At 53.0% G+C, this 23,383-nt stretch carries 20 protein-coding genes; 13 read left to right on the top strand and 7 right to left on the bottom strand.

Translation table 11 applies throughout. From position 1 onward, the window contains the following. The first annotated feature begins 161 nt into the window (after positions 1 to 161). The gene (locus JT719_RS20285; RefSeq protein WP_207435583.1) at positions 162 to 770 is read left to right on the top strand and encodes an FMN-binding negative transcriptional regulator; all 609 of its coding nucleotides are present in this window, start codon (positions 162 to 164) and stop codon (positions 768 to 770) included. A gap of 61 nt (positions 771 to 831) precedes the next feature. Continuing rightward, on the top strand, positions 832 to 1,095 hold the full coding sequence (locus JT719_RS20280) for a GNAT family N-acetyltransferase (RefSeq protein WP_207435582.1): 264 nt from the start codon (positions 832 to 834) through the stop codon (positions 1,093 to 1,095). A 159-nt stretch (positions 1,096 to 1,254) separates the two neighbouring features. On the opposite strand, the gene JT719_RS20275 is transcribed toward JT719_RS20280, so the two are convergent. Continuing rightward, positions 1,255 to 1,554, bottom strand: coding sequence for a LysM peptidoglycan-binding domain-containing protein (locus tag JT719_RS20275; RefSeq protein ID WP_207435581.1), 300 nt, complete (start codon positions 1,552 to 1,554; stop codon positions 1,255 to 1,257). Positions 1,555 to 1,746: 192 nt separating this feature from the next. Here JT719_RS20275 and JT719_RS20270 point away from each other — a divergent pair, with 192 nt between their 5' ends. From JT719_RS20270 to JT719_RS20255, 4 genes are all read left to right on the top strand, one after another. Then, positions 1,747 to 2,166 carry a lipocalin family protein gene (locus tag JT719_RS20270; RefSeq protein ID WP_207435580.1) on the top strand — a complete coding sequence of 140 codons (420 nt, stop codon included), beginning with the start codon at positions 1,747 to 1,749 and terminating at the stop codon, positions 2,164 to 2,166. A 151-nt stretch (positions 2,167 to 2,317) separates the two neighbouring features. Next, on the top strand, positions 2,318 to 3,100 hold the full coding sequence (locus JT719_RS20265) for a class I SAM-dependent methyltransferase (protein ID WP_207435579.1): 783 nt from the start codon (positions 2,318 to 2,320) through the stop codon (positions 3,098 to 3,100). A gap of 10 nt (positions 3,101 to 3,110) precedes the next feature. Then, a complete protein-coding gene (locus JT719_RS20260; protein WP_207435578.1) occupies positions 3,111 to 4,004 on the top strand; it encodes a UbiA family prenyltransferase in 894 nt (297 codons plus the stop codon). Between the two features lie 46 nt (positions 4,005 to 4,050). Next, positions 4,051 to 4,647 carry a hypothetical protein gene (locus JT719_RS20255; protein WP_207435577.1) on the top strand — a complete coding sequence of 199 codons (597 nt, stop codon included), beginning with the start codon at positions 4,051 to 4,053 and terminating at the stop codon, positions 4,645 to 4,647. Between the two features lie 380 nt (positions 4,648 to 5,027). Here JT719_RS20255 and rho read toward each other — a convergent pair whose 3' ends face one another. Then, positions 5,028 to 6,965 carry a transcription termination factor Rho gene (gene rho / locus JT719_RS20250; protein WP_207435576.1) on the bottom strand — a complete coding sequence of 646 codons (1,938 nt, stop codon included), beginning with the start codon at positions 6,963 to 6,965 and terminating at the stop codon, positions 5,028 to 5,030. 276 nt (positions 6,966 to 7,241) lie between these two features. Between rho and serS the strand changes: the two genes are divergently transcribed. Next, positions 7,242 to 8,519, top strand: coding sequence for a serine--tRNA ligase (serS, locus tag JT719_RS20245; protein WP_207435575.1), 1,278 nt, complete (start codon positions 7,242 to 7,244; stop codon positions 8,517 to 8,519). Positions 8,520 to 9,219: 700 nt separating this feature from the next. On the opposite strand, the gene JT719_RS20240 is transcribed toward serS, so the two are convergent. The 5 genes from JT719_RS20240 to JT719_RS20220 form a co-directional block, all read right to left on the bottom strand. After that, a complete protein-coding gene (locus JT719_RS20240; RefSeq protein ID WP_207435574.1) occupies positions 9,220 to 9,459 on the bottom strand; it encodes a glutaredoxin family protein in 240 nt (79 codons plus the stop codon). Between the two features lie 75 nt (positions 9,460 to 9,534). Next, positions 9,535 to 10,554: a glycosyltransferase family 9 protein gene (locus JT719_RS20235; protein WP_207435573.1), complete on the bottom strand. Its 1,020-nt coding sequence runs from the start codon at positions 10,552 to 10,554 to the stop codon at positions 9,535 to 9,537. Positions 10,555 to 10,638: 84 nt separating this feature from the next. Beyond that, complete coding sequence (locus JT719_RS20230) at positions 10,639 to 11,322, bottom strand: hypothetical protein (RefSeq protein ID WP_207435572.1); 684 nt, start codon at positions 11,320 to 11,322, stop codon at positions 10,639 to 10,641. A gap of 412 nt (positions 11,323 to 11,734) precedes the next feature. Next, entirely contained in the window at positions 11,735 to 13,120 is a 1,386-nt protein-coding gene (locus JT719_RS20225; protein WP_207435571.1) for a M28 family peptidase, read from the bottom strand. Between the two features lie 330 nt (positions 13,121 to 13,450). Next, positions 13,451 to 14,446 carry a DUF1028 domain-containing protein gene (locus JT719_RS20220; protein ID WP_207435570.1) on the bottom strand — a complete coding sequence of 332 codons (996 nt, stop codon included), beginning with the start codon at positions 14,444 to 14,446 and terminating at the stop codon, positions 13,451 to 13,453. Positions 14,447 to 14,719: 273 nt separating this feature from the next. On the opposite strand from JT719_RS20220, the gene JT719_RS20215 reads away from it, so the two are divergent. From JT719_RS20215 to JT719_RS20190, 6 genes are all read left to right on the top strand, one after another. Continuing rightward, positions 14,720 to 18,001, top strand: coding sequence for a VPS10 domain-containing protein (locus JT719_RS20215; protein ID WP_207435569.1), 3,282 nt, complete (start codon positions 14,720 to 14,722; stop codon positions 17,999 to 18,001). A gap of 251 nt (positions 18,002 to 18,252) precedes the next feature. Next, positions 18,253 to 19,644: an ATP-binding protein gene (locus tag JT719_RS20210; protein WP_207435568.1), complete on the top strand. Its 1,392-nt coding sequence runs from the start codon at positions 18,253 to 18,255 to the stop codon at positions 19,642 to 19,644. 34 nt (positions 19,645 to 19,678) lie between these two features. Next, complete coding sequence (locus JT719_RS20205; protein ID WP_207435567.1) at positions 19,679 to 21,340, top strand: FAD-dependent oxidoreductase; 1,662 nt, start codon at positions 19,679 to 19,681, stop codon at positions 21,338 to 21,340. A gap of 12 nt (positions 21,341 to 21,352) precedes the next feature. Continuing rightward, a complete protein-coding gene (locus JT719_RS20200) occupies positions 21,353 to 21,631 on the top strand; it encodes a UBP-type zinc finger domain-containing protein (protein WP_207435566.1) in 279 nt (92 codons plus the stop codon). After that, a complete protein-coding gene (locus JT719_RS20195; protein WP_207435565.1) occupies positions 21,628 to 22,554 on the top strand; it encodes a bestrophin family protein in 927 nt (308 codons plus the stop codon). The genes JT719_RS20200 and JT719_RS20195 overlap by 4 nt, the downstream gene beginning before the upstream one ends. 214 nt (positions 22,555 to 22,768) lie before the next feature. Next, positions 22,769 to 23,317, top strand: coding sequence for a transposase (locus tag JT719_RS20190; protein WP_207435564.1), 549 nt, complete (start codon positions 22,769 to 22,771; stop codon positions 23,315 to 23,317). Positions 23,318 to 23,383: the final 66 nt, after the last annotated feature.

The following is a 23,383-nucleotide window of genomic DNA, read 5'->3' as shown; positions in this document are numbered from 1 at the left end:
TTTTTGTCTTCTACTCTGTTTGGCTGCATAAAAGACAGAAGCTACAGAGGGTAAACCCAGGTTTACCTGTCTTGTATCTGCCTTTGGTACGGGGAGCATTCAACTGTCTTCCTGCGATCAGGCAAGCTAAACATTCAACCACTAAATACCACTCACGCTTTATGTACATTCCGGCGCACTACCATCAGAAAGACCAGGAAAAACTACTGGCCTTTATGCGGGAATACAGCTTTGCCACCCTTGTAAGTGTACAGGAGAACAGGCCTTTTGGCACGCATTTGCCGTTTGTCACCGAAGAAAGGGACGGAAAAATCTTCCTGTTGTCGCACATGGCCCGGGCCAACTCGCAGTGGAAGGAAGCGCAAACGCAGCAGGTGCTGGTGATTTTCCAGGAGCCGCACGCCTACATTTCACCTTCGCACTACAACAAATTGCAGAATGTGCCCACCTGGAACTATACCGCCGTGCATGCCTATGGCCACCTGACCTTAGTAGAACCGCTAAACCAGGCACAGGCCCTGCTGGAGAAAATGATAGACGCCTATGAGCCTGCCTATAAAGCGCAGTGGCACCAGTTACCCGATGCCTTTAAAACCGGGTTAACCCGTGGCATTGTCGCGTTTGAGATTGAGGTAACCGAGTTGCAGGGCAAAGAGAAACTGAGCCAGAACAAAGCCTTGGAAGAACGGCAGCGCATTGCCGAGTACCTCAAAGCCCAGGAAGATTCTACCATTTCTACCGTTGGAAAGTTAATGGATTCAACCTTTTAGAGAGGGAGCAGTATTACTATTGGCCTCTACTAGTAAGGCTGCACCACTAAAGACAAATACGATGAATCTAGACATCCGCCACGACGAGGAAGCCCAGCAGTTTACTGCCCTGTTGGAGCAAGAAGATATTGGTGAGTTGGCTTACGGGCTGCCTGAACCGGAAGTCATGGACTTTCAGCATACCTTTATTGAAGAGGAACACCGCGGAAAAGGCTACGCCAACAAACTGATTAAGCACGGAATTGACTACGCCACCTCCAAAGGCTACCAGGTGCGGGCCTCCTGCCCCGCCGTAGCCAGATATTTGGAGCAGCACCCGCTTTAAACTTGGCGGAGACGTATTGTAAGAAAAACAGGAAAGGTAACCTACATGGTTACCTTTTCTGTTTTAGCGCCCTTTTCCAGAAAAAAGACCCTAAACGAAAAAGAGCCTGGACTCCAGCCCAGACTCTTTTCTCTCTACAAACAAACCTAATGAGGTTACTTAAGCCTTTGGAATCTTCAGTTGCCAACCCACTTCAATCAGATCTGGGTTCTTGATCTTGTCAAGGTTAGCCTGGTGTATTTTGTGCCACTGCTGGGCATCTCCGTAGAAGTTCTTGGCGATTTTAGAAAGTGAGTCGCCGCTCTTCACGGTGTAGGTATCAAAAGCGGGCTGCGCCGGGGCAGCGGCAGGTTGGGGTGCGGCGGCGGCGGGTTGCGCCACGGGTTTGGCGGCAGGTTGCGGAGCTGGTTTCTGAACCGGCTTCTCCTCGCCTTTTTTTAAGAAATCAAATAATCCCATAGTTGTATTTTTTACGTGGTAGTATAATTCGTTGCAGTGTATACCATTGGCATTCAGTGTAATTATTACGGGTGCTTACCAGATAGGTTTGTTTCTTTTTGTAGAACTGTGTAGAAAAAGCAACGTATGAAAAACGGGTTTGCCCCTCGGCAAATACCTATAGACCTGAACCAAAACCCAAAAACTATGAAAATGAAAATTGCACTTCCTGCTTATCGGTTGCTCACAATCCTGTGTATGGTTTGGCTGAGCGCCTTTTCTTTTAGCTGCAGCAAAAAGTCTGAAGGGGGTGGAAACGCCCAGATGATTTCTGGCCAGAACAGCAAAATCTGGAAAGCCAGCAAAGAAACCACTGCCTCCGGCGACAAAGACAAACTCACCTCAGCAGAGAAACAGGAGCAGATTCAGTTTTTTGCCAACGGCAACTTCACGCAGACCTCAGAAAGCCAGTCGGCCAACGGAACCTGGACCTATGATGCGGCCAATAAAAACCTGAGCCTCACTTACCAGGGCAACAACGTGAGCGAGAACTTCCAAGTAGCCGAACTGACCGACGACAACATGAAACTTCAGGCCCCAGACGGGTCTACGCTTACCCTCAAAGCCGAGTAAAGACAACCACTCCTTTCTTTTACAAGCCCGCACAAGTTTTTGTGCGGGCTCTTTTTTCACCTTTACAGTACCCTGCACCGGGCAGAAATTCATTTGCGCCTGACATTTCAAAAGCGTAACATTAACCCGTGCACCCAAACCTCTAGAAACCTTGAGATTTCGCTGGCAACTGTTTGAACTGGAAGACCAATCCTGGTTTCCGCACGTGGTGCGGGAAGGCATGATGGATGTGCTTCGGTTCATGATCACCCTGTTGGGAGTGTACAAATACATTGTGCCCCTGTTGCACCAAGCCCTGGCCCATACCCGGCAAACCCACCTGGTGGATCTTTGCTCTGGTGGTGGCGGCGGCATTTTGCAGGTTTGGGAAGAACTGGAGAAACAAGCCGGAAAACAGTTTTCCATCACGCTCACAGACAAGTTCCCCAACGTAGAGGCGTACCGGTTCCTGGCGCAACAAAGCCACGGAGCCCTCACGTTTGAACCCACTTCTGTGGACGCCACGGCGGTACCTCCCACGCTAACCGGGTTTAGAACGGTTTTCTCGGCGTTTCACCATTTCAGGCCAAAAACCGCCCAAGACATCCTAGCCGATGCCGTGCGCCAGAACCAGGGCATTGGGGTGTTTGAAGGGGCCGGTAAAAACTGGTATGAACTGCTGCTGGTCTGGTTGGTTTTTCCCTGGCTCATTCTGCTCATTACCCCGTTCATAAGGCCGTTTAAGTGGAGCAGGCTGTTTTTCACCTATTTGGTTCCCCTCATCCCCCTCGGCACGGTTTGGGACGGTACGGTTTCTTTGCTGCGCCTGTACACTCCAGAACACATGAAAGCCATGGTGGCAGACCTTAACGCGCCGCACTACACCTGGCATATTGGGCGGGCCAAACACTGGAGCGGCAACGGAGTATTGTATTTAGTTGGATATCCTTCGTAACCCACAAGCCATGAATTCCTCCTGGTCCGATGCCTGGCGCCTGCTCCGCATTCCGTTTTCGTTGTTCCTGATGCCCATTTTCTGGTTCGCCCTCAGCGCGGCGCCGGAAGTGAGCGGTTGGAAAGCCGCGGCGGTGTTCCTTATTCTGCACCTGTTGGTGTACCCGGCCAGCAATGGCTACAATTCCTATTATGACCGGGACGAAGGCAGCATTGGCGGCCTCAAACACCCACCCAAAGTAACCGAGAGCCTTTACTGGCTAGTGCTGGTGTTTGACGTGCTTTCTGTATTGCTGGCCTTGCTCCTCTCCTGGCAATTTACTCTGATGGTGTTGGTGTATCTGCTGGTGTCCAAAGCCTACAGCTATAAAGGAATCCGGCTCAAGAAATACCCTATTCTCAGCACGCTGGTGGTAGTGATTTTTCAGGGTGCCTTCACCTTTGTGATGGTGCAGGTAGGCATGGGCGTGACAGATGATCTCATTTTAAGCCAAACCAACCTGCTGTTGGCACTGGTTAGCTCATTGTTTCTGTGCGGTTCTTACCCGCTCACCCAGGTGTACCAGCACGAAGAAGATGCCCGTCGCGGCGACCGCACCATCAGTCTGATGCTGGGTTTGTGGGGCACTTTCCTGTTTGCGGCCTGCAGTTTACTACTGGCCACAGCGGTTTTGTTCTACACCTATTGGCTCAGAAACGAAACCTTGCACTTCCTGCTGTTTCTGGTAGGCACAACTCCCGTACTGCTGGTTTTCACCCGGTGGCTCCTGAAGGTGCGGCAAAACGCGGCGGCGGCCAACTTTGAGAACACCATGCGCATGAACAAAGTCTCTTCCCTGAGCATGAGCTTCGCGTTCGGGCTGATTTTACTTTGGCACTTCTGGCAGGCAAACAACGGGAACTAACCACTACGCCACACGTACACCGATTTTGGGCTATTTCCCTGAAAACATGGCAAAAACATATTGGTGGGTAGCGTTGGCGTTTATGTTCAGCTGCCAGTCTTCTTCAAAGGAGAACACCCCTGCAATCCCAGAAAACAGCGCCAGCTCGGCAAAAAATCAACGATTTGACGACCGAAAAGAGGTGCAGCACATTGTGCAACGGACCCACATGTTCTCCTCTGAGAACAGGCCAGATTATTTCCGGCTGGCCCTTCACGGCGACTCTATAACCGGAGGTCAGGTTCAGTTCACCATCACCACCTATGAGGGCCACAAAATCTACGAGGAGAATTTCAGCGCCGCTGATTTGGAGGCCAGCATGGTGTATGAAATGAGGGCATCTCCGGCTTCCACCTCAGACCGCGAGGCTTACATTGTGAAACGCATGGAAGAGTTTGTACAGCCTACAGACTTCGTTTCTCCCGCCATTGCACCTAACTCCCCGGCCCAGACCTCCTTCGTGAACGAAACCACCTGGCGCAGGATCCAGTCCAATCCAAACTCCATTGGGTTCAAGTACTTACTGGGCAAAGAAGACGGAAGGCTGCTGGTCTACGACCCTGAACAAAAGAAAGTAGTGCGCTACGGCAGTTTCGGGGGGTAATCTGAGGGATTGTTGATTGTTGATTGTTGATTGTTGATTGTTGTACCAAAATATTTTAATCCACCCCATACGCTGGCGCGAGTCTCTGACTCGTGCCTACAGATGCCGGGTAGTCTCCTGACTACCCTCGCTGCCCCGCAGCGAGCCTGCGCATTGCAAATAATGCACTTTTTCCCGGCTCATGGCTCCCAGCGAGCCTGGAGACTCGCCTCATCCCTTGTCACGAGACTACAGTCTCGCGCCGGTAAGATTTCACATGATTCAGGCCTGAAATCTGAAAAAGAGGCTAAAAACGAGAGGGCTCCGCAGGAAACTGCAGAGCCCTCTTATCCAGACATCAGAAAATCTAATGTCCAGTTTCTAAAATCTAACGTCTAAAATTAGCCATTCATGGAGATCAGGAACTCTTCGTTGTCTTTGGTTCCTTTCATGCGGTCTTTCAGGAACTCCATGGCTTCTACCGAGTTCATGTCTGACATAAACTTGCGCAGGATCCAAACGCGGCTGAGTTCGTCGCGGTCCATGAGCAGGTCTTCGCGGCGAGTACCGGAAGCCGGAACATCGATGGCTGGGTACACGCGCTTGTTGGCCAGCTTTCTGTCCAGCTGAAGCTCCATGTTACCTGTACCTTTGAATTCTTCAAAGATCACCTCGTCCATTTTAGACCCAGTGTCAATCAGGGCAGTAGCGATGATGGTCAGGGAGCCGCCGTTCTCCACGTTACGGGCCGCCCCGAAGAAACGCTTAGGCTTGTGCAGCGCGTTGGCATCCACCCCACCCGATAGGATTTTACCGGAAGAAGGAACCACGGTGTTATAAGCACGGGCCAGACGAGTGATAGAATCTAACAGAATTACCACATCGTGTCCGCACTCTACCATGCGCTTGGCTTTGTCTAGCACAATGCTGGAAATTTTCACGTGGCGCTCGGCTTGCTCGTCAAACGTAGAGGCAATCACCTCGGCTTTCACGCTGCGGGCCATGTCGGTTACCTCTTCAGGGCGCTCGTCAATCAGGAGGATCATCAGGTAAACTTCCGGATGGTTCTCAGTGATGGCGTTGGCAATTTCCTTCAACAGAACGGTTTTACCTGTTTTAGGCTGAGCCACGATCAAACCACGCTGACCTTTCCCTATGGGAGCGAACAGGTCCATAATGCGGGTAGAATACTGGCTTGACTTGGTAGTCAGTTTCAGGCGTTCTTCCGGGAAAAGAGGCGTTAAATGCTGGAACGGAATCCGGTCGCGGATTTCCTCGGTGGTACGGCCGTTCACAGAATCCACTTTCAGCAGAGCGAAGTATTTCTCGCCTTCTTTTGGCGCCCGAACGGTTCCTTTTACGGTATCACCGGTTTTCAGACCAAACAACTTAATCTGTGACGGAGATACATAGATATCATCTGGGCTGGCCAGGTAGTGGTAATGGGCAGAGCGCAGGAAACCGTAACCGTCTTGCATCAGCTCCAGAACGCCTTCGTTGGCAATAACGCCGTCAAATTCTCTGAAGTTGGTGTTATTGGCGTTAGCCTGTTGCTGCGGCCGGTTCTGATTCTGGTTTTGGTTCTGATCGCGGCGGTTCTGCCAGTTTGGATTATTTTCACGCGGCTCACGGTTTCCATTCTCACGTGGTTCGCGGGTTACGTTCTCTCTTGGTTCACGCTGCTCGCGGGGCTCTCTGGCTACATTCTCGCGCGGCTCACGGGCCTGGAACTCCCTGGGCTCGCGTTGCTCTCTTGGCTCGCGGTTTTCACGCGGAGCGGCATCTCTCTGCTCACGTGGCTCACGCGGCTGAAAATCACGCGGTTGCTGTATTCTCTCACGCGGGGCACGGGTTTCAGCGGGGCGGTTCTCAGGAGTTTCGCGCGTTTCTGGCCGTGGCTGCGCTTCTCTGGTCTCGCGGCCGTCTTCCCCGCGGGGGGCACGTGGCACGCGTGGTCTTTCTTCCCGCACAGAAGAAGCAGCAGCACGTTCTGCTCTTGCCGGGCGTTCTGTAGCGGTTCTGGCAGGGCGGGCAGGGGCCGGAGCCTCCAGAACGGGGGCTGGCGCAGGTGCAGGAGCTTCAATAACTGGGGCCGGGGCTTCAGAAACGGCAACTTCTGGAGCTTCCGCTACCAATGCAGTTGTATCGTCGCCTGCCTTCCGGGACGCTTTTTTATATTTCTTGGGGAGGTTTTCTTCAGGGGTAATCGCTTGCTGATCAAGGATTTTGTAGATCAGATCTTGCTTGCTGAGTTTCTTAAAGTTGGTCACGCCAAGGTTTTCAGCAATTTCTTTGAGCTCTGAAAGAAGAGAATCTTTCAACTCGTCAATGTTGTACATAAGAATTAATTAGCAATTCAGTTTATATGCTTATCAGTTGCAGAGCGCAACGGGCAGACGGATAAAACAGGAAAAAATTTGGTGTGTAAGAAGTAAATGAAGAACCAGGATGGCGGTTGTTCAGAAAATGTCTGCAATGTTAGACAGCCTCGTTCTATTTTACAAGCAATACGAGAATTTTTATATATAAAGTTACACAAATTCTTACAAAAAAGTGCCTGTTGCCGCAGCCTATTCAAAATATTCTATTTTTGCGTACACATAACCAGACGCAACATGTTACAGATACCCGTTTTACGCGAGCAAACCGATCTTGTTCTTGCCGGATTACAGAAAAGAAACTTTCCTAACGCTGCCCAGGAAGTACAATATATCTTGGATCTGGACCAGAAACGCCGCTCCCTGCAAACCGAGCGCGACGAACTGCTTGGTCGGGCCAATTCCCTGGCCAAAGAAATAGGCGGCCTCATGAAAAACGGCCAGAAAGAGCAAGCAGAAGCCCTGAAAGCCGAAACCGCCGAGCTGAAACAACGCACCAAGTCTCTGGATGACGAGGTGCAGCAACTGGAGCAGGCCGTACAGCAGGCACTCTATAAATTGCCCAATATTCCGCACAGCAGCGTACCGGCCGGCCGGTCTGCCGAGGATAACGAGGTGGTGCTGGAGCATGGTACTATCCCTACCCTGCCCGAGGGTGCCCAGCCGCACTGGGAACTGATCAAACAATATGACATCATTGATTTTGAACTGGGCAACAAAATAACCGGGGCGGGTTTCCCCGTGTACAAAGGTCAGGGAGCCCGTTTGCAGCGTGCCCTTATCAACTTCTTTTTAGAGGAAGCCCTGAAAGCCGGTTACACCGAGGTACAGCCGCCTATTGTGGTAAACGAAGCCTCTGGCTATGGCACCGGCCAGTTACCTGACAAGGAAGGCCAGATGTACCACGCCACCGCCGACAACCTGTACCTGATTCCTACTGCCGAGGTACCTATCACCAACCTGTACCGCGATGAGATTATCCCGGATGGCAAACTGCCCATCAAAAACGTTGGGTACACGCCCTGCTTCCGCCGCGAAGCCGGTTCCTGGGGTGCCGATGTACGCGGCCTTAACCGCCTGCACCAGTTTGACAAAGTAGAGATTGTTCAAATTCAGTCGCCAGATAAGTCTTATGCGGCGCTGGAGGAAATGAGCCAGTACATCCAGGGCCTGCTGCAGAAGCTGGAACTGCCTTATCGCGTACTGCGCCTCTGCGGCGGCGACATGGGCTTCACCTCTGCCCTCACCTATGACATGGAAGTGTATTCTACCGCCCAGGGCCGCTGGCTGGAGGTAAGCTCTGTTTCTAACTTTGAAACGTACCAAGCCAACCGCTTGAAACTGCGTCAGCGTACCGAGGGTGGTAAACCGCAGTTATTGCATACCCTCAACGGTAGTGCCCTGGCCTTGCCGCGTATTGTAGCCGCTATCCTGGAGAATAACCAGACTCTGGAAGGCATCCGCATTCCCAAGGCGTTACATGCTTATACTGGGTTTGAGATGATTACCAAGTAAGCTTTTCCAAGAAGTATCTTCTGAGAATTAGTTTAAAGCGTTTTGGAGCTGATTTTTAAGAGTTGGCTTCAAAACGCTTTTCTATTTGAAGGAATTCTGTTGTTGCTAGCGATTTGACCGCTGATCCAATGGCTCATGAGCTTAGTTGTTTCATAGCTGCCCTTCGTGCGCTCACGGCCGCGGGGCCCCGTCTTCCGCGCTCGCGCTGCACCAGCTTCCTTTGCTCCCTTTCGGTCGCAATGCCTGCGGCACCGGAACCTGCTAAGGCGCTCGCCCGAAAGACTGGAAATAGAGAAAGCGGCAGAAGCAGAAGCTGTGGCGGTGATGGTGGAACCGTAGAGACAAGGCACTGCCTTGTCTCCTGCACGCATTGCCTTTCCATGGTTCAAGTCTGTGACTTGGACCTACCATGATGGCAGTTTGCAACTGCCGTGAGCCATAAGACTTGAACACGTTCCAGTCATTCTCTAACATTCCCTCGCTCGCCTCTGGCGAGTGTGAGAAACCGGGCGGCGTCTCGCCGCTAGTAGGTACGTTACCATCAAGCCTTTTTACAACGCGGCCAGAGGCCGCTGGGTAACTCACACTCGCCAGAGGCGAGCGAGGGGTATATCTCAAATAGAACGAAACACAAGGATTAGGAGAAGACAACAGCCTTTAGTTGTCAATGAACCGTCTCTAGTGTCTGGCATCACTGATGCTAAGCCAAAGCAGCGTCTAATTCTTCGGGAGAAGGGTTCTTCATGGGGGCCTGCTCTCCTACCACTACCATGGGGAACCGGACTTTGCCGCGGTTCATGTCTTTGATGGTCTGCATGGCTTCATCGCTCTGTTCTACGTTGATGTAATCGTAGGGTACGTCATGGGTTTTGAAGTAGTCCTGGATGGCGATGGTTTTCTTGCACCAATCAGCGCCGTACAAAAGGGGTTTTGCTGCCATAACTCAAAAGGATAGGTCCGCCGTTTTGTACGTTTTTCTGGGAAAACAGGCTAAAAACCTATGTAGCGTAGACTACTATCTTACTTCCAGCACAGGCAACTGGAAATCGAAGTTGATTTCGCGCATGCAGCGGAAATGGCGCTCGGGGCACTTGGAGTAGCCAATCTTGGAGCAGGGCCGGCAGTAGAGATTCTTCACCTCCATTACCTCATAATCCTGGGTGTAGGGGTACATCCCGAAGGCGGGCACCGTGTTCCCCCAGATGCTGTAGATCTTCTTCTGGAAGGCAGCGGCAATGTGCATGAGGCCGGTGTCGTGGCTGAACACGGCCCGGGCTTGCCGTACCAAGGAGGCGGAACCGTTGAGGTTGTACTTTCCGCAGGCGTTGTAGATGATGGTTCTTGGGCTGGCTGGATTGGAGGAAATCTGCCCTTTGTAGGGCTCTGAGGTGAAATACATCTCTATCATCTTCCCTACTTCGGCATCTTCTTTCCCGCCCAACAGAATGATAGGTCCGTTGATCTTCTCGCAGAGTTCAATGAGACGGTCCACCGGAAGACGTTTGGTATAGTGCTGCGCCCCAATGGCTATGGCGTAGTAACCATTCTGGTGCGTTTCTGGCAGTGTTTTCAGGTCAACTTCGTCTTTCTCCGGGATGAAATAATCCAGTCCTTTGCCGTCGTTTATCACGCCCAGCGGAGAAGCCGTTTCCAGGTAGCGGTCCACGATGTGCACATCGGGCATGCGGTTGATCTTGAACTTCACTAACAGCCACTTGCGGTAATTTAGCTTATTGAAGCTTCGGCTGGGTTTACCTAAACGCGTTTTCAGGATGCGGGTGCGCAGGTTGTTGTGCAGGTCCAGCACCAGATCATAGTTCTCGGCTTTGAGTTGCTGCAATAAGTCTTTCAGTGACTTATCCAAGCAAAACACCTTGTCCACGTACGGGTTGCTGGCCACGATATTCCGGAAAGCGGCTTTGGTACAGAAATGCACCTCGGCCCCGGGCACCTGCTCTTTCACGCACCGGATGACCGGCGTTGTTAACACTATATCGCCAATGGACGAGAACCTGATGATGAGGATTTTTTTCAAGCGAACTCCGTTTTGCACTCGCAAAGGTACGGCTCTTGCGGGAGATTTCCCGCGGGTGAATGCGGTGGTAGCTTCTATTCTGTTTTAACGCTGTTTCCGGAAAAAGGCCACCAAAACGGCCATCAGCGAAAGCGCAACCGCTAGGTAGCTAAGGTAGTCTGGATTATTAGTTTGAGGTTCCTCTGCTTTTAGATGGTTGTTGCGATATGCGTTGAGCAGGATGTATTCGTTCATCCAGTTTTTGAGAAGGAGCGGCTGGCGTGCTGCCTTCACCTCATCCAGATCAACCGGTTTTCCAATAGTACTTTCTACTACTATGCGCGGATCATTTTTGGACAAGAAGTTTAAGTTTCTTGAAATACTGCACTCGCTTATATCTAACGTTCCGTCTTTGTTTAACTGGGCATAGAATATACCTAGACCTGCGCTTGGCTTCATGGAACAACCGCCAGAGGTGCTAATAGACATGATTGCATCAACCTTGGCTTCGCCTTTAAACGAATCTACAACCCTTACAGAATACTTACCTTCATAGCTGCTGGGGAATAATACCTCCCCAATAAAAACTATAGGGTAGAAACTTAATTCCCTTTGAACAACTGGCAACCAGTTCTCTTCATTAGTAGACAAACAGCTACATGCATTGGTAGGCACTCCTGCAAATACAAGAACTGCGACTAAAAATAGTTTTAGCAAATACTTCATAGGTGACCAATTAATGATTCTACAGCCTTTCAACTCTTGATGATGATCCTGTTGCTTTTCCATAAAACAGCCCTTCATCGCTTGTGCCAGATTTAGCATTGTAGGGTATATTTCTGGAAAACACATCAAAAAGCGCCTGCAGCTTTCGCCTGAGGCTTTCAATTCAGTATTAAAGCAAGCAAACTATTCCTTTTGTCATCCTGAAAGGATCTTGTGGGCGAACTAGGAAAGCGACTACTAGGCGTTACTGCCGTCCGCAACCAAGATCTTTCCAAGATGACAGAAGCGGAGACCTACTATGGCGCGGATTTACTTCTGTGACTTGCTAAAATTGTAAGTCACGGAAGTAAATCCGCGCCATAATTAAATAATGTAAACTGGTTTATTTCCTTTCTGTTTTAGCCCTGTTTTCTGAAAACCCATCAAAAAAGCCTGCAACTCTCGTTGCAGGCTTTCCTTCTAAAGGCAGAATATCTTACAACCCGTACTTATCAATCAGGTACACCAGAGCCGCCATGGAGGCGCCGCCCAGTTCCAGTTCACGGCGGTTTACTTTGTCAAAGGTGTCGTTGGCGGTGTGGTGGATGTCAAAGTAGCGCTGGGAGTCTGGCCGGAAGCCGATGAGCGCCACCCGGTCATCTTTCAGCGGTCCGATGTCGGCTCCGCCGCCGTTGCGGTCAATGTCGTGGAGGCCGTAAGGGGCCAGCAGTTGTCTCCAGGCGAAAGCTTTCTGGAAGGCTGCTTCGGTGGTAGTGCTTATGCCGAAACCGCGGGGCGTAAATCCGCCGGCATCTGACTCAATGGCGGCAATGTGTTTCTCGCCTTGCTTTTTGGCAACCTCGGCGTACTTGGTGCCACCGCGCAGACCATTCTCTTCGTTCATGTACATGACGGCCCGTATGGTGTGCTTGGGCTTGTAGCCCATTTCTTTCATGAGGCGCAGCACTTCCATAGACTGCACGCAGCCGGTACCGTCGTCATGGGCTCCTTCGCCGATGTCCCAACTGTCCAGGTGGCCACCTACCACAATGATCTCGTCGGGTTTCTCACTGCCTTTGATTTCGCCAATCACGTTGTAGCTGAGCACATCGGGTAGCCACTGCGGGTTCATGCGCAGGTGGAACTGCATTTTCTCGTCTTCTTTCAGCAATTTGCTCAACAAATCAGCGCCTTTGGTACTGATGGCCACGGCCGGGATCTTAGGGGCATCCTCGGCGTAGCGCAGGCCGCCGGTATGCGGAAAATCATCGTTGTTGGAGGCCATGGAACGTACCACCACGCCCACAGCCCCCAAGCGCCCCGCTTCTGAGGGTCCGCTGGAGCGCTGGTCAACGGCACCCCGGTAGGCGTGACCGGTGATAATGTGCGTCTGGTCAAAGCCCCGGTTGAAGAAGACAATCTTGCCCTGCACTTTTCTCTTGCCCAGTTTCTTGAGTTCCTCAATGCCATTTACCTCCACCACCTCGGCGGTAAGGCCGTTGCCAGGCGTGGCCACTGAGCCGCCTAGCGCCAGCACCTGCACCTCGCGGGTAGGCGTGATTTTAGAGTTCACAATGGCGGCATATTCTTTGTCGCCGCGCACCCAATGGGGCACCATCACTTCCTGTAGGTATACGCGGTCCAGGCCCATTTTTTCCATTTCCTGCCGGGCCCATTCAACGGCGGCAGCGGCCTGCGGCGACCCGCTTAACCGCGCCCCGATGCGACTGGTGAGGTACCGGAGTTGCTCATAGCTCTGGCCTTTGGTAAGCGCCAGGTCATAGATTTTTCTGATGTGGAGGGAATCCTGGTTCTGCGCGCTGGTTGCCAAAGGAAGGCAAAGAGCAGCAGCCAGGGTAATTTTCTTAAGAGAGCGAAACATGTTGGTTGTTTGTAAGGATATAGCTTTTCTAACCGGCTATTTACGATGTAGCCAGTTAAAAGCGAAATAAAAGCTGCTGAAACGGGAGAGCTTTTGGCATCTGGATTGGGAAAACAATAGCAAAACGACCTTACAGTGTAACGTCGCTACAGATTACCTGGTCATGTAGCCTCGTTACACTGTAACGAGGTGCTTCTCCAAAGGCGTTTGCGGTCGATTCTGAACAACGCTAAAAGAACCGTAATGGCCGTTTGCACCTATTTTCCTTAAAAGAGCACTTAAACAGAAGAAGCAACGAAGCAAGCGGCTTAACAAATGGTTCTATGCTGTTTACTTCAGCTCCAGTATCCGCTTCAAGTCTGCCGCAGAAACGGTGAGCAAGCCAACGGGCGGAAGCCGCTCGGTCAGGATACGCCAGTTCTGATCGGCTTTGAACACGGGCTCAAGGATTTTGATGGCCTCGTCTACTTTGCCGATGTTGGCCAGCGTGATGCCATGCCAGTACTGCATCTCCAGGTTGTTAGGCTGCAGGCGCTCGGCGGCGCTGTACTCCTGCATGGCCAGTTCCATGTTGTTTTTCTCTACGGCCAGATCACCGTTGTTCATGTGCTCATAGGCCCGGTGCACCACCAGCAGGCGACGCAGTTCTCTCAGGGGAGTTTCATGGTCGTCTACCCGCAGGTCAACCGTCCGCTCGTTCCAGGGCTCTTTTTTGCTTTTGCCCGGTACCACCAGCAGCGCAGCAGACTGCCGTCCGCGGATGTCACCGCCCTGGGCTTCGGCGGCATCCAGCACGGCCAGCATGCGCTCGGCTAAAGGAAGTCCAGAATTCTGCTCAAAAGCCTTGGCCATGGCGGGCCATACCCGATCGTTCAGCATCATATTGGCCTGCACAGAGAAATCTTTGCCCGTGATGTGCCCGGCGTACATGATGCACTTTTTACCGGTATGGGTAGCCACGCCGCCTTTGGCGTCCAGAATGGCCACCTGGCGCACCTCGCGGCCGGGGTCATTTGCCAGCAAGAGCTTCAAAGTTTCCGCCGCCGATTTGCCCTGCTTCATCAAGGCCAGCCCCCGCAGACCGAAAGACTTATTGGTAAACGACTGGGTGGCCACTACCCCTACGCCCGCCTCACCCCAACTCACCGAGGTGCCCACCGAGAACCAATGGCTTTGCACCGCCACGGCCATTTCGCCGGTTTTAGGGTCACGGGCCACAATGGAATAGGTATGCGCCAGCGGCTCCTGTGGTTTGTACACCTGCGCACCCGCTTGGTTTATACCTGCTAAGCCTATAAGCCCCAGCAAAAAGAAAAGCTTTTTCATCAAGGTTGTTTCTAGTTTGTTTTGTGAAGATACGCAAAAAAGAGAACAGGCTTATTGCGGCAACGACTCCAGGCAGGTTTGGCATGACCTTAAGGTTTCGCCTGCTTCAATGTGCTAGGGCAGTTTATTTCCTGGTAAAACCCGGCCAGCCATTTTTAGGCTGATTTCCTGAAACTAGACCTAAATCAAGCTTCTCCCCTTTTTCTTAACCTGCTGTTTCTTGCTTACATTTAGAAACTTGAAACCAACCTACACAAACAACCAACACCCTTTATGAAGAAAACTTTACCCAAACTTTTATTTCTGTCTTTGCTGGCCTTAGGGCAGGCGCAGGCGCAAACGGTGCCCATGGCGCAGTTCGGGCAGATGAAAGCCCGCAGCATTGGCCCCGGCGTTATGAGCGGACGCATCACCGCCATTGATGCCGTGGTCAGCAACCCCGAGATTATTTACGTAGGCTCGGCCTCGGGCGGCGTCTGGAAAAGCGAGAACGGCGGCACTACCTTCACCCCCATCTTTGATGAGCAGCCCAATATCAACATAGGCGCGGTGGCTATTCAGCAGAGCAACCCCAACGTGGTATGGGTGGGCACTGGCGAGGGCAATCCGCGCAACTCAGTGAACATGGGCAACGGCATTTACAAAAGCCTGGACGGCGGCCGCACCTGGAAACAAATGGGCCTGGACAAGACCTTCAACATCCACCGCATCGCTATTGACCCAAGTAACCCAGACGTGGTCTACGCCGGGGTAATTGGTTTGCCTTTCGGAGATCATCCGGAACGCGGGCTGTACAAAACAGTCAACGGCGGCCAGACCTGGGAGCGGGTTCTGTTCACCAATGAGCGGTCTGGCGTGGCCGAAATGTTCATGGATGCCAGCAACCCCAACAAACTGGTGGTAGCCATGTGGGAACACCGCCGTACCGGCTGGGATTTCAAATCGGGCGGGCCGGGTTCTGGCTTGTACATCACGTATGACGGTGGCAAAACCTGGCGCAAGAAAGGTGCTGCCGATGGACTCCCGGCCGGTGACTTCGGGCGATTAGGCCTGGCGCAGAGCCGCAGCATGCCCAGCCGCATGTACGCCCTGGTAGAAGCTAACAAAAACGGACTGTACCGCTCAGACGACGGCGGCGAGAAATGGACGAAGGTCACCGAAGACCCTTCTATTGTGACCAACCGAGCCTTCTACTTCAACGAGATTTACGTAGACCCCAAAAACGAGAACCGCATTTACATGCTCTACCAGCCGGTGGCGGTGAGCGAAGACGGCGGCAAAAGCTTCAGGGTAACGGCCTCCATGGACGCAGTGCACGCCGATCACCATGCCTTCTGGATTCACCCTGATAACCCCAACCTGCTGATTGACGGTAATGACGGCGGGGTAGCCATCAGCCGAGACCGGGGAAAGACCTGGAGTTTCCCTGAAATGCTGACGTTGGGGCAATTCTATCACATCAACGTAGACAACGAGGTGCCTTACAACGTGTACGGCGGCCTGCAGGACAACGGCTCCTGGACCGGTCCGGCCTACACCTTCACCCGCGGTGGCTTGCGCAATTACTACTGGCAAACGGTACTAGGCGGCGACGGCTTTGACGTAGTACCAGACCCCGAGGATGCCCGCTACGGCTACGCCATGTCGCAGGGCGGTAACCTGGCCCGCTATGACAAGCAAACGGGGCAAACCACGTTTTCCAAGCCCATTGCGCCGGACCTTAAAACCAAGCTCCGGTTCAACTGGAACGCCGCCATTGCCCTGGACCCTTTCAACAAAGATGCCGTGTACTACGCCAGCCAGTACCTGCACTATTCCACTGATGAAGGCCTGACCTGGCAGACCATTTCCCCGGATCTTACCCGTAACAACCCCGAGCAGCAAAAACAACACGATAGCGGCGGCTTGAGCCTGGATGTTACCTCGGCGGAGAACCACAACACCATCCTTACCGTGGCCCCTAGCGCCGTGGAAAAAGGCGTGATTTGGGTAGGCACCGATGACGGGCACGTGCAGCTTACCCGAGACGGCGGTAAAACCTGGACGAACCTGCGCGACCGCCTGCCCGGTTTACCCGCCGAGGCCTGGATTCCGCAGATCACCGCTTCCCGCCACCGCGCCGGTGAGGCGTTTGTGGTGGCCAACCATTACCGCTTTGGGAAGGACTTCAGCCCCTACATCTACCGCACTGTAGACTATGGCAAAACCTGGACGCGTCTGGTAGACGACAAGAAAGTACGTGGCTATGCCCTCTCGTTCATTCAGGACCCGAAAGAACCAAAACTCATGTTTGCCGGCACTGAACACGGCTTGTGGGTGAGTCTCAACGAAGGCAAAGACTGGACCCAGTGGACCCAGGGATTACCGGCAGTACCCGTGATGGATATGGTGATTCAGGAGCGTGAAGCTGATCTGGTCCTTGGTACCTTCGGCCGGGCCGTGTACGTGCTGGACAACATCCGTCCGTTACGTAAACTGGCTGCCACGGGCGGTAAAGCCCTGGACAAACCTTTGGCGGTATTTGAACCGTCAGAAGCGTATCTGGCCTCTTACGCCTCAGCTCCCGGGTATGCCTCCGATGCCGATAACCTGTACCAGGCCACCAACCGTCCTACCGGGGCCACGCTGAGCTATTACATCAAACCGAAGGCTTCTACCCCAACTCCAGCACCATCCAGGAAAGCAGCCTCAAAGAAGAAAATGCCGGCTACGGTGGTGAACAAAGAAACCGGTGAGAGCATGCCTACTGCTATGCCCGCTAAAGAAAACGCGGCCACTACAGCAACTGCCCGCACCTCTGCTCAACCAGATTCGGTGATCATTCGCATCTATGATGCTGAGAACAGACTCATCCGTACGCTGCGGCAGAAACCCGATTCTACCTTAGGTTTCCAAACCACTAACTGGAACTTGACCGAGCGCGGCATCCGGCAACCCGGGGGCAACCGTAGTCAGCGGGGTGGCGAGCCAGCCGGAGGTCAGGTGATGCCGGGCCAATACAAAGTGGTGATGCACTACGGCAGCAGCAAAGATTCTACCCTGCTTACAGTGCAAGCAGACCCGCGCATCCCGTACCAGAAAGAGCACATGGTGGCTCGCCGGCAATTGCAGGAACGCCTGAACAAAAGCACTCAGCAACTCACCGAGGCACTGGACCGTCTGCAGGAAGCTACTGAGGCCGCCGAAGCCGTGACCGCCCAACTGCGTGTGACCAGCGGCAAAGAGTCCGCGGATTTACAAAAAGCCACCCGCGCCATGCAGGACTCCATCAAGAATCACCGTGAGTTCATCCAGGGCAAAACGCTTTCGCGCCAAGGGTACGGCCGATTGAATCAGTTAACCCCGCTGTCTAAACTGAATGAGGCCCGTTCTTACCTGTCCCGCAACGCACCGGTCACCACAACGGAAACGCAATTGATAGAGCAGGCCGAGACGTTGACCAAAGAAGCCATTGACCAGGTGAACACCTTCTTTTCCACTTCCTGGGCGCAGTACCGCCAAAAAGTACAGGCTACCTCTGTACCGGTGTTGAAAGAGTATAAGGTGGCGCTGTAACCTGTTTCAGGCAACCTACATTTTTTTGTCCTCCCTTTGAAGGTAGGCAGAACACGTGCAGGTTAAGCTTCCAACTATTATTCCTGAAGAAATCTTTCTCACCCTCCTTCCTACACGAGCCGCTTGCCTAAGGCAAGCGGCTCGCTTGTTTTATACCGTCCCTATTCCAAGGCACGAATTAACAATCCCGTAACACCGCTTATCTCCTGATTTTCATTATATTGAACCCACGTAACCTTACCTGAAAAGCCATGAAAACCACCGCCGCAGCAGAGTTAAAAGGGCTAACGTTATTTGAACAGGTACCCCTGGAACAGCTTACCTGGTGGGTGGAAACCGGCGAACTGCTGGAGCTGCTTCCCGGTCAGTTTCTGTTCAGGAAAGGAGACCCTTCAGAGAACATGTACCTGCTGCTGGAGGGACAACTGGAGCTCAGCCTGGAGCAAAACGGACAGCTCAAATCGGTGGGGGTTTACAAGAAAGGCGACATTACCGGAGTGCTGCCGTTTTCCAGGCTTACCCATTCGGCCGGCAATGCGGAGGCGACAGAGCCTACGTTGCTGTTGGCGCTGCACAAACGTCACTTTCTGGAACTGGAGCGCAACCACCCAGAATTGCTGCAGGTGTTGGTAAGCTTCATGACCGACCGCGTGCGTGACTTTACCCAGAAGCAGCAACTCAATGAAAAACTCATGGCGTTGGGCAAGCTGTCGGCGGGGCTGGCGCACGAACTCAATAACCCCTCGGCGGCAATTGTGCGGAGCTCTTCTGAACTGCTGCGCATTCACCACAACGTGCCCCAGAAGTTCAAGCGGGTCATGATGATGCGCTTGAAGCCGGAGCAGGTAGACGAGGTAGTGGATTTTACCTTCACCAAAATAGAGAATTGTACTCCCTGCACTTTGGGCCTGCTGGAGCGGGACCAACTGGAAGAGGAACTACTGGAGTGGATGGAGGAACGGAACCTGGAAGACCCGTACGCGCTGGCCGAGGTCTTTGTGGACACGAACCTGGCCGTGGAAGAACTGGACCGGTTAGACAAGATTCTGGAGGGGCAATACCTCAACGAGGTGCTGGAATGGATAGCCAGCGCCCTCAGCACCGAACGCGCCATTTGTGACATCCAGACCGCGTCGCAGCGCATTTTTGATTTGGTACGGGCAGTGAAAGTGTACTCGCACATGGATCAGGGCCAGGACAAACAATCGGTTTCTCTGCAAGATGGCATCCAGAGCACCTTAACCATGCTGGGCCATAAGCTGCGGGAGAAACGCATTAAAGTCACGCAAACGTTTCCGGCAGATTTGCCGCCGGTACGGGTGTTCCCCGGCGAGATCAACCAGGTCTGGACCAATATCATAGACAACGCTATTGATGCCCTCCCCCCGGACGGCACGCTGGACATTACCGCCTGGGCAGAAAGGCACTGGGTGAAAGTCAGGATACAGGACAATGGCAGCGGCATTCCCGCCGAGGCCCTGAGCCGCATCTTTGACCCTTTCTTCACCACCAAACCCGTGGGCAAAGGAACAGGCCTGGGCTTAGACATTGTGCGCAAGATCATTCAGCACCACGGGGCAGACATTTCGGTAAAATCTGTGCCTGGGCAGACAGAATTCACGGTTCAGCTTCCGCTGGATTAGATACTACTTTCTCACATTTTCCTGGGAAATACACATGAAACAACCCATTATTTTCGCGGTAGACGATGATCCGCAGGTACTCAAAGCGCTGGTGCGGGACATTCGGCAGCAGTACCGGAAGGAGTACAAGGTGTTGGGCACCACCTCGGCGAAGGAAGCACTGGAAAGCCTGAAGGTCCTGAAAAACCAGAACGAGACGGTGGCCTTGTTTATCTCTGACCAACGCATGCCTGAGATGCAGGGCGTGGATTTTCTGGAACAGGCCCTCACCCTCTACCCAGACGCCAAACGGGTCCTGCTCACCGCCTACTCAGACACCGAAGCGGCCATCAAAGCCATTAATGCCGTGGGCCTGCACTACTACCTGCTTAAGCCCTGGGACCCGCCAGAGGAACGGCTGTACCCCGTTATGACCGATCTACTGGACGAGTGGCAAGCCTCTTACATTCCTGAGTGGACCGGTCTGCGCGTGATTGGCTATCAGTGGTCGCCCAAGTCGCACCATCTCAAGGATTTTCTGGCCGCTAACTTGTTTCCGTTTCAGTGGCAGGATGTGGAAGAACACCCCAGCGCTCAGGAATTGCTACGCCTGAACAACCTGGAGCATAGCCAGCTGCCCACCGTTTTCTTTGAGGACGGCTCCTTTCTCTGCCAACCAGAGATCCCGGTCCTCGCCCAGAAAATGGGGCTGAAAGCTAACGCTGACAACCTGTTGTATGACGTGGTCTTGATAGGTGCGGGTCCGGCTGGTCTGGCGGGGGCAGTTTACGGTGCCTCAGAAGGCCTGAAAACCCTCCTGATAGACAAACGCGCGCCCGGCGGACAGGCGGGCAGCAGCTCACGCATTGAGAATTACCTGGGCTTCCCCAATGGGTTAAGCGGCAGCGATCTGGCCCACCGCGCCATTGTGCAGGCCACCCGTCTGGGCACCGAGTTTCTGGCCCCGCAGGAGGTGATTGACATCCGGCTGAAAGACCAGTACAAAATCCTGACTCTGGCCAACGGAAGCGAAATCTGTTCCCGCAGCCTTATTATTACCACGGGGGTAGATTACCGCAAACTAGAAGCCAAGGGCGTAGAGGAATTCACCGGGGCAGGTATTTACTACGGCGCCGCCATGACCGAAGCCCATGCTTTCAAAGGCAAGCAGGTGTACCTGGTGGGTGGAGGCAACTCCGCAGGCCAAGGTGCTTTGCACCTCTCTAAGTTTGCGGCTAATGTGTATATCCTCATCCGGAAGGGAGATTTGAGTTCCACCATGTCGCAGTACCTGATTACGCAGCTGGAGGATACGCCCAACATCCAGCTCCTCCCCTACACCGAGGTGGTAGAAGCCCACGGCGACCAGAAACTGCAGGAACTGGTTTTGAGCAACATTCAGGAAAACACCCGGAAAACGGTACCCGCCGATGCGCTTTTCATCTACATTGGCTCCAAACCCTTCACTGACTGGATCAAGCTGGACATTATCAAGAATTCCAAAGGCTGTATTGAGACCGGCAAAGACCTGCTCAAGTACCCCACCTACCAGAAAAGCTGGAAACTTTCCCGCGACCCGTACCTGCTGGAGACCTGCGTACCCGGCATTTTTGCCGCCGGCGATGTGCGGGCCGGAGCCATGAACCGCGTTGCCTCGGCGGTGGGCGAAGGCGCCATGGCCATCAAATACGTGCACGAATACCTCGCCGAAAACTAAGCCTCTCTCCCTATGGAACCTACCTATTGTACGCACCTTCCTGCCAAGGAGAAACTGTTGAAACCTACTGTAATGGTGTGCAACCAGTGTCTGGCCATGGGCAGCGCCTGGGTGCACCTGCGCCTGTGCCAAACCTGCGGCCAAGTGCATTGCTGTGACTCCTCGCCTAACCGGCACGCTACGCAGCACTTCCTGGAAACAGGTCACCCGGTGGTCTCCTCAGCAGAGCCGGGCGAAAGCTGGGCCTGGTGTTATCCTGATGAACTCTTTATGCCCCTGCCTGCCCTATGATTGTCTATGAGGCAAATAAAAGCTGGCTGCGCGACGTACGGCACCTATGGGTGAGTTACACCATGAAACGCATTATGCAGCACACGCTGATCATGGGTGCTATCACGGCCGTCATTGCCTTTCTCACCCTGGATGTACTGCAACTTTCCCCCTGGAAAATTGATGGCAGCGTATTTTCCCTGCTGGGTATTGTGCTTTCCATTCTGCTGGTGTTCCGGACCAATAGCGCCTATGACCGTTGGTGGGAAGGCCGCCAGCTCTGGGGCCGCCTAGTAAATGACACCCGCAACCTGGCGGTGATGGCACACGCCGCCCTCCCCGATGAAGACCTGGATACCCGTCGGTTTCTGGCCGTGCACCTGGCCAACTTCGGCTATACCCTGAAAGAACACCTCCGGAAAGGCGTGCAGCTGGAGGACCTCATTTTCCTCTCGCCGGAAGAGCACCAGCTATACGCCAGTAAAGCACACCTGCCAAGTTTTCTGGCCTGGCAAATCCAGCACCGCATTCAGCAGAGCTTCCGAAACGGCGACATAGCCGGCGAAGACCACCTGAACCTGAAGGTGCATACGCAAGCCCTGCTGGAGGTAACCGGCGCCTGTGAGCGCATCAGGAAAACACCCATTCCGTTTTCTTATAACGTGTACCTCAAGCTGTACATCATGGTGTACACCGGCATTCTGCCCTTCGGCCTGATTCCGCATTTCGGGTACTTTGCCATTCTGTTTGTGATGTTCATTGCCTTCGCTTTTCTAGGCGTGCAGCTCATGGCCGAGGAAATTGAAGACCCCTTCGGGCTGGATTGCAACGACCTGCCCACCGGCGACATCGCGCATACTATCAGGAAGAATGTGTTTGAAATTCTGGAAGTACGGCACGTGGAAAATGAGCCGGAGAAGAATTTGTATCAGAAGGTGTTTTGAAGGCTTTTTGGTGAAAATGGATCTAAAACGAGGTTTTTATTTAGTAACAGGAGAATAGAGCCTGTTTCTGAAGTGGAAAGGTATTGCTGCGTAGCACCAACGTCGTTACAGTGTAACGACGCTACGAGGACGTCTTTGGTAAAGGCTTGGGCATGGTATCCTTTCAGGTGTTTGGTCCGTTTGGGCTAAATAGTTGATTTTAGGTCTGCAGCCTATGCCGAAGTATGACACCTTTAGTAAGAAAACCCGCCGCCTTGCTGGTTATGATTACCGGTGGGAAGGCTTGTACTTCATCACGATCTGTACCAAAGACCGCCTTCCATACTTTGGGGAGGTGAAGAACGGCCAAATGAAGTTGTCTGATGAGGGGCTTATCGCCCATGCGTACTGGCTGGAGCTAGAGGATCATTGGCCCCATGTATTTTTGGGTGAGTTTGTGGTAATGCCTAACCATGTGCATGGCATTATTGGGTTGGAGGAGGTGGCGCAGGAAGCCGACAGTGTAGCGGCGGACGGAGAGCTGAAAGATAGCAGGAACGCTATGGCAGCATTGTCTCCCAAAGCAGGTTCTATTTCTAGAATCATAGGTTCTTACAAAGCTGCCTGTACCAACATGATAAAAAGCGTGAGTACAGAACCCTTTAGTTGGCAGCCTCGCTTCCATGACCGCATCATTAGAAACAGTCGTGAATTACTACTCATTGAGAACTACATTCTATCCAATCCCGCAAATTGGCAAGAAGACCAATTTTTCAAGGAGTAATCTGTAGCGTCGTTACACTGTAACGACGTGGTTCTACGGAGGAAAGAAGCTTCCAGAGCCAAGAAC

Source organism: Sabulibacter ruber (genome assembly GCF_017355955.1).
Classification (GTDB): domain Bacteria; phylum Bacteroidota; class Bacteroidia; order Cytophagales; family Hymenobacteraceae; genus Nibribacter; species Nibribacter ruber_A.
The sequence above is the reverse complement of the archived record's forward strand: the minus strand, read 5'-3'. Positions and strand labels throughout refer to the sequence as shown.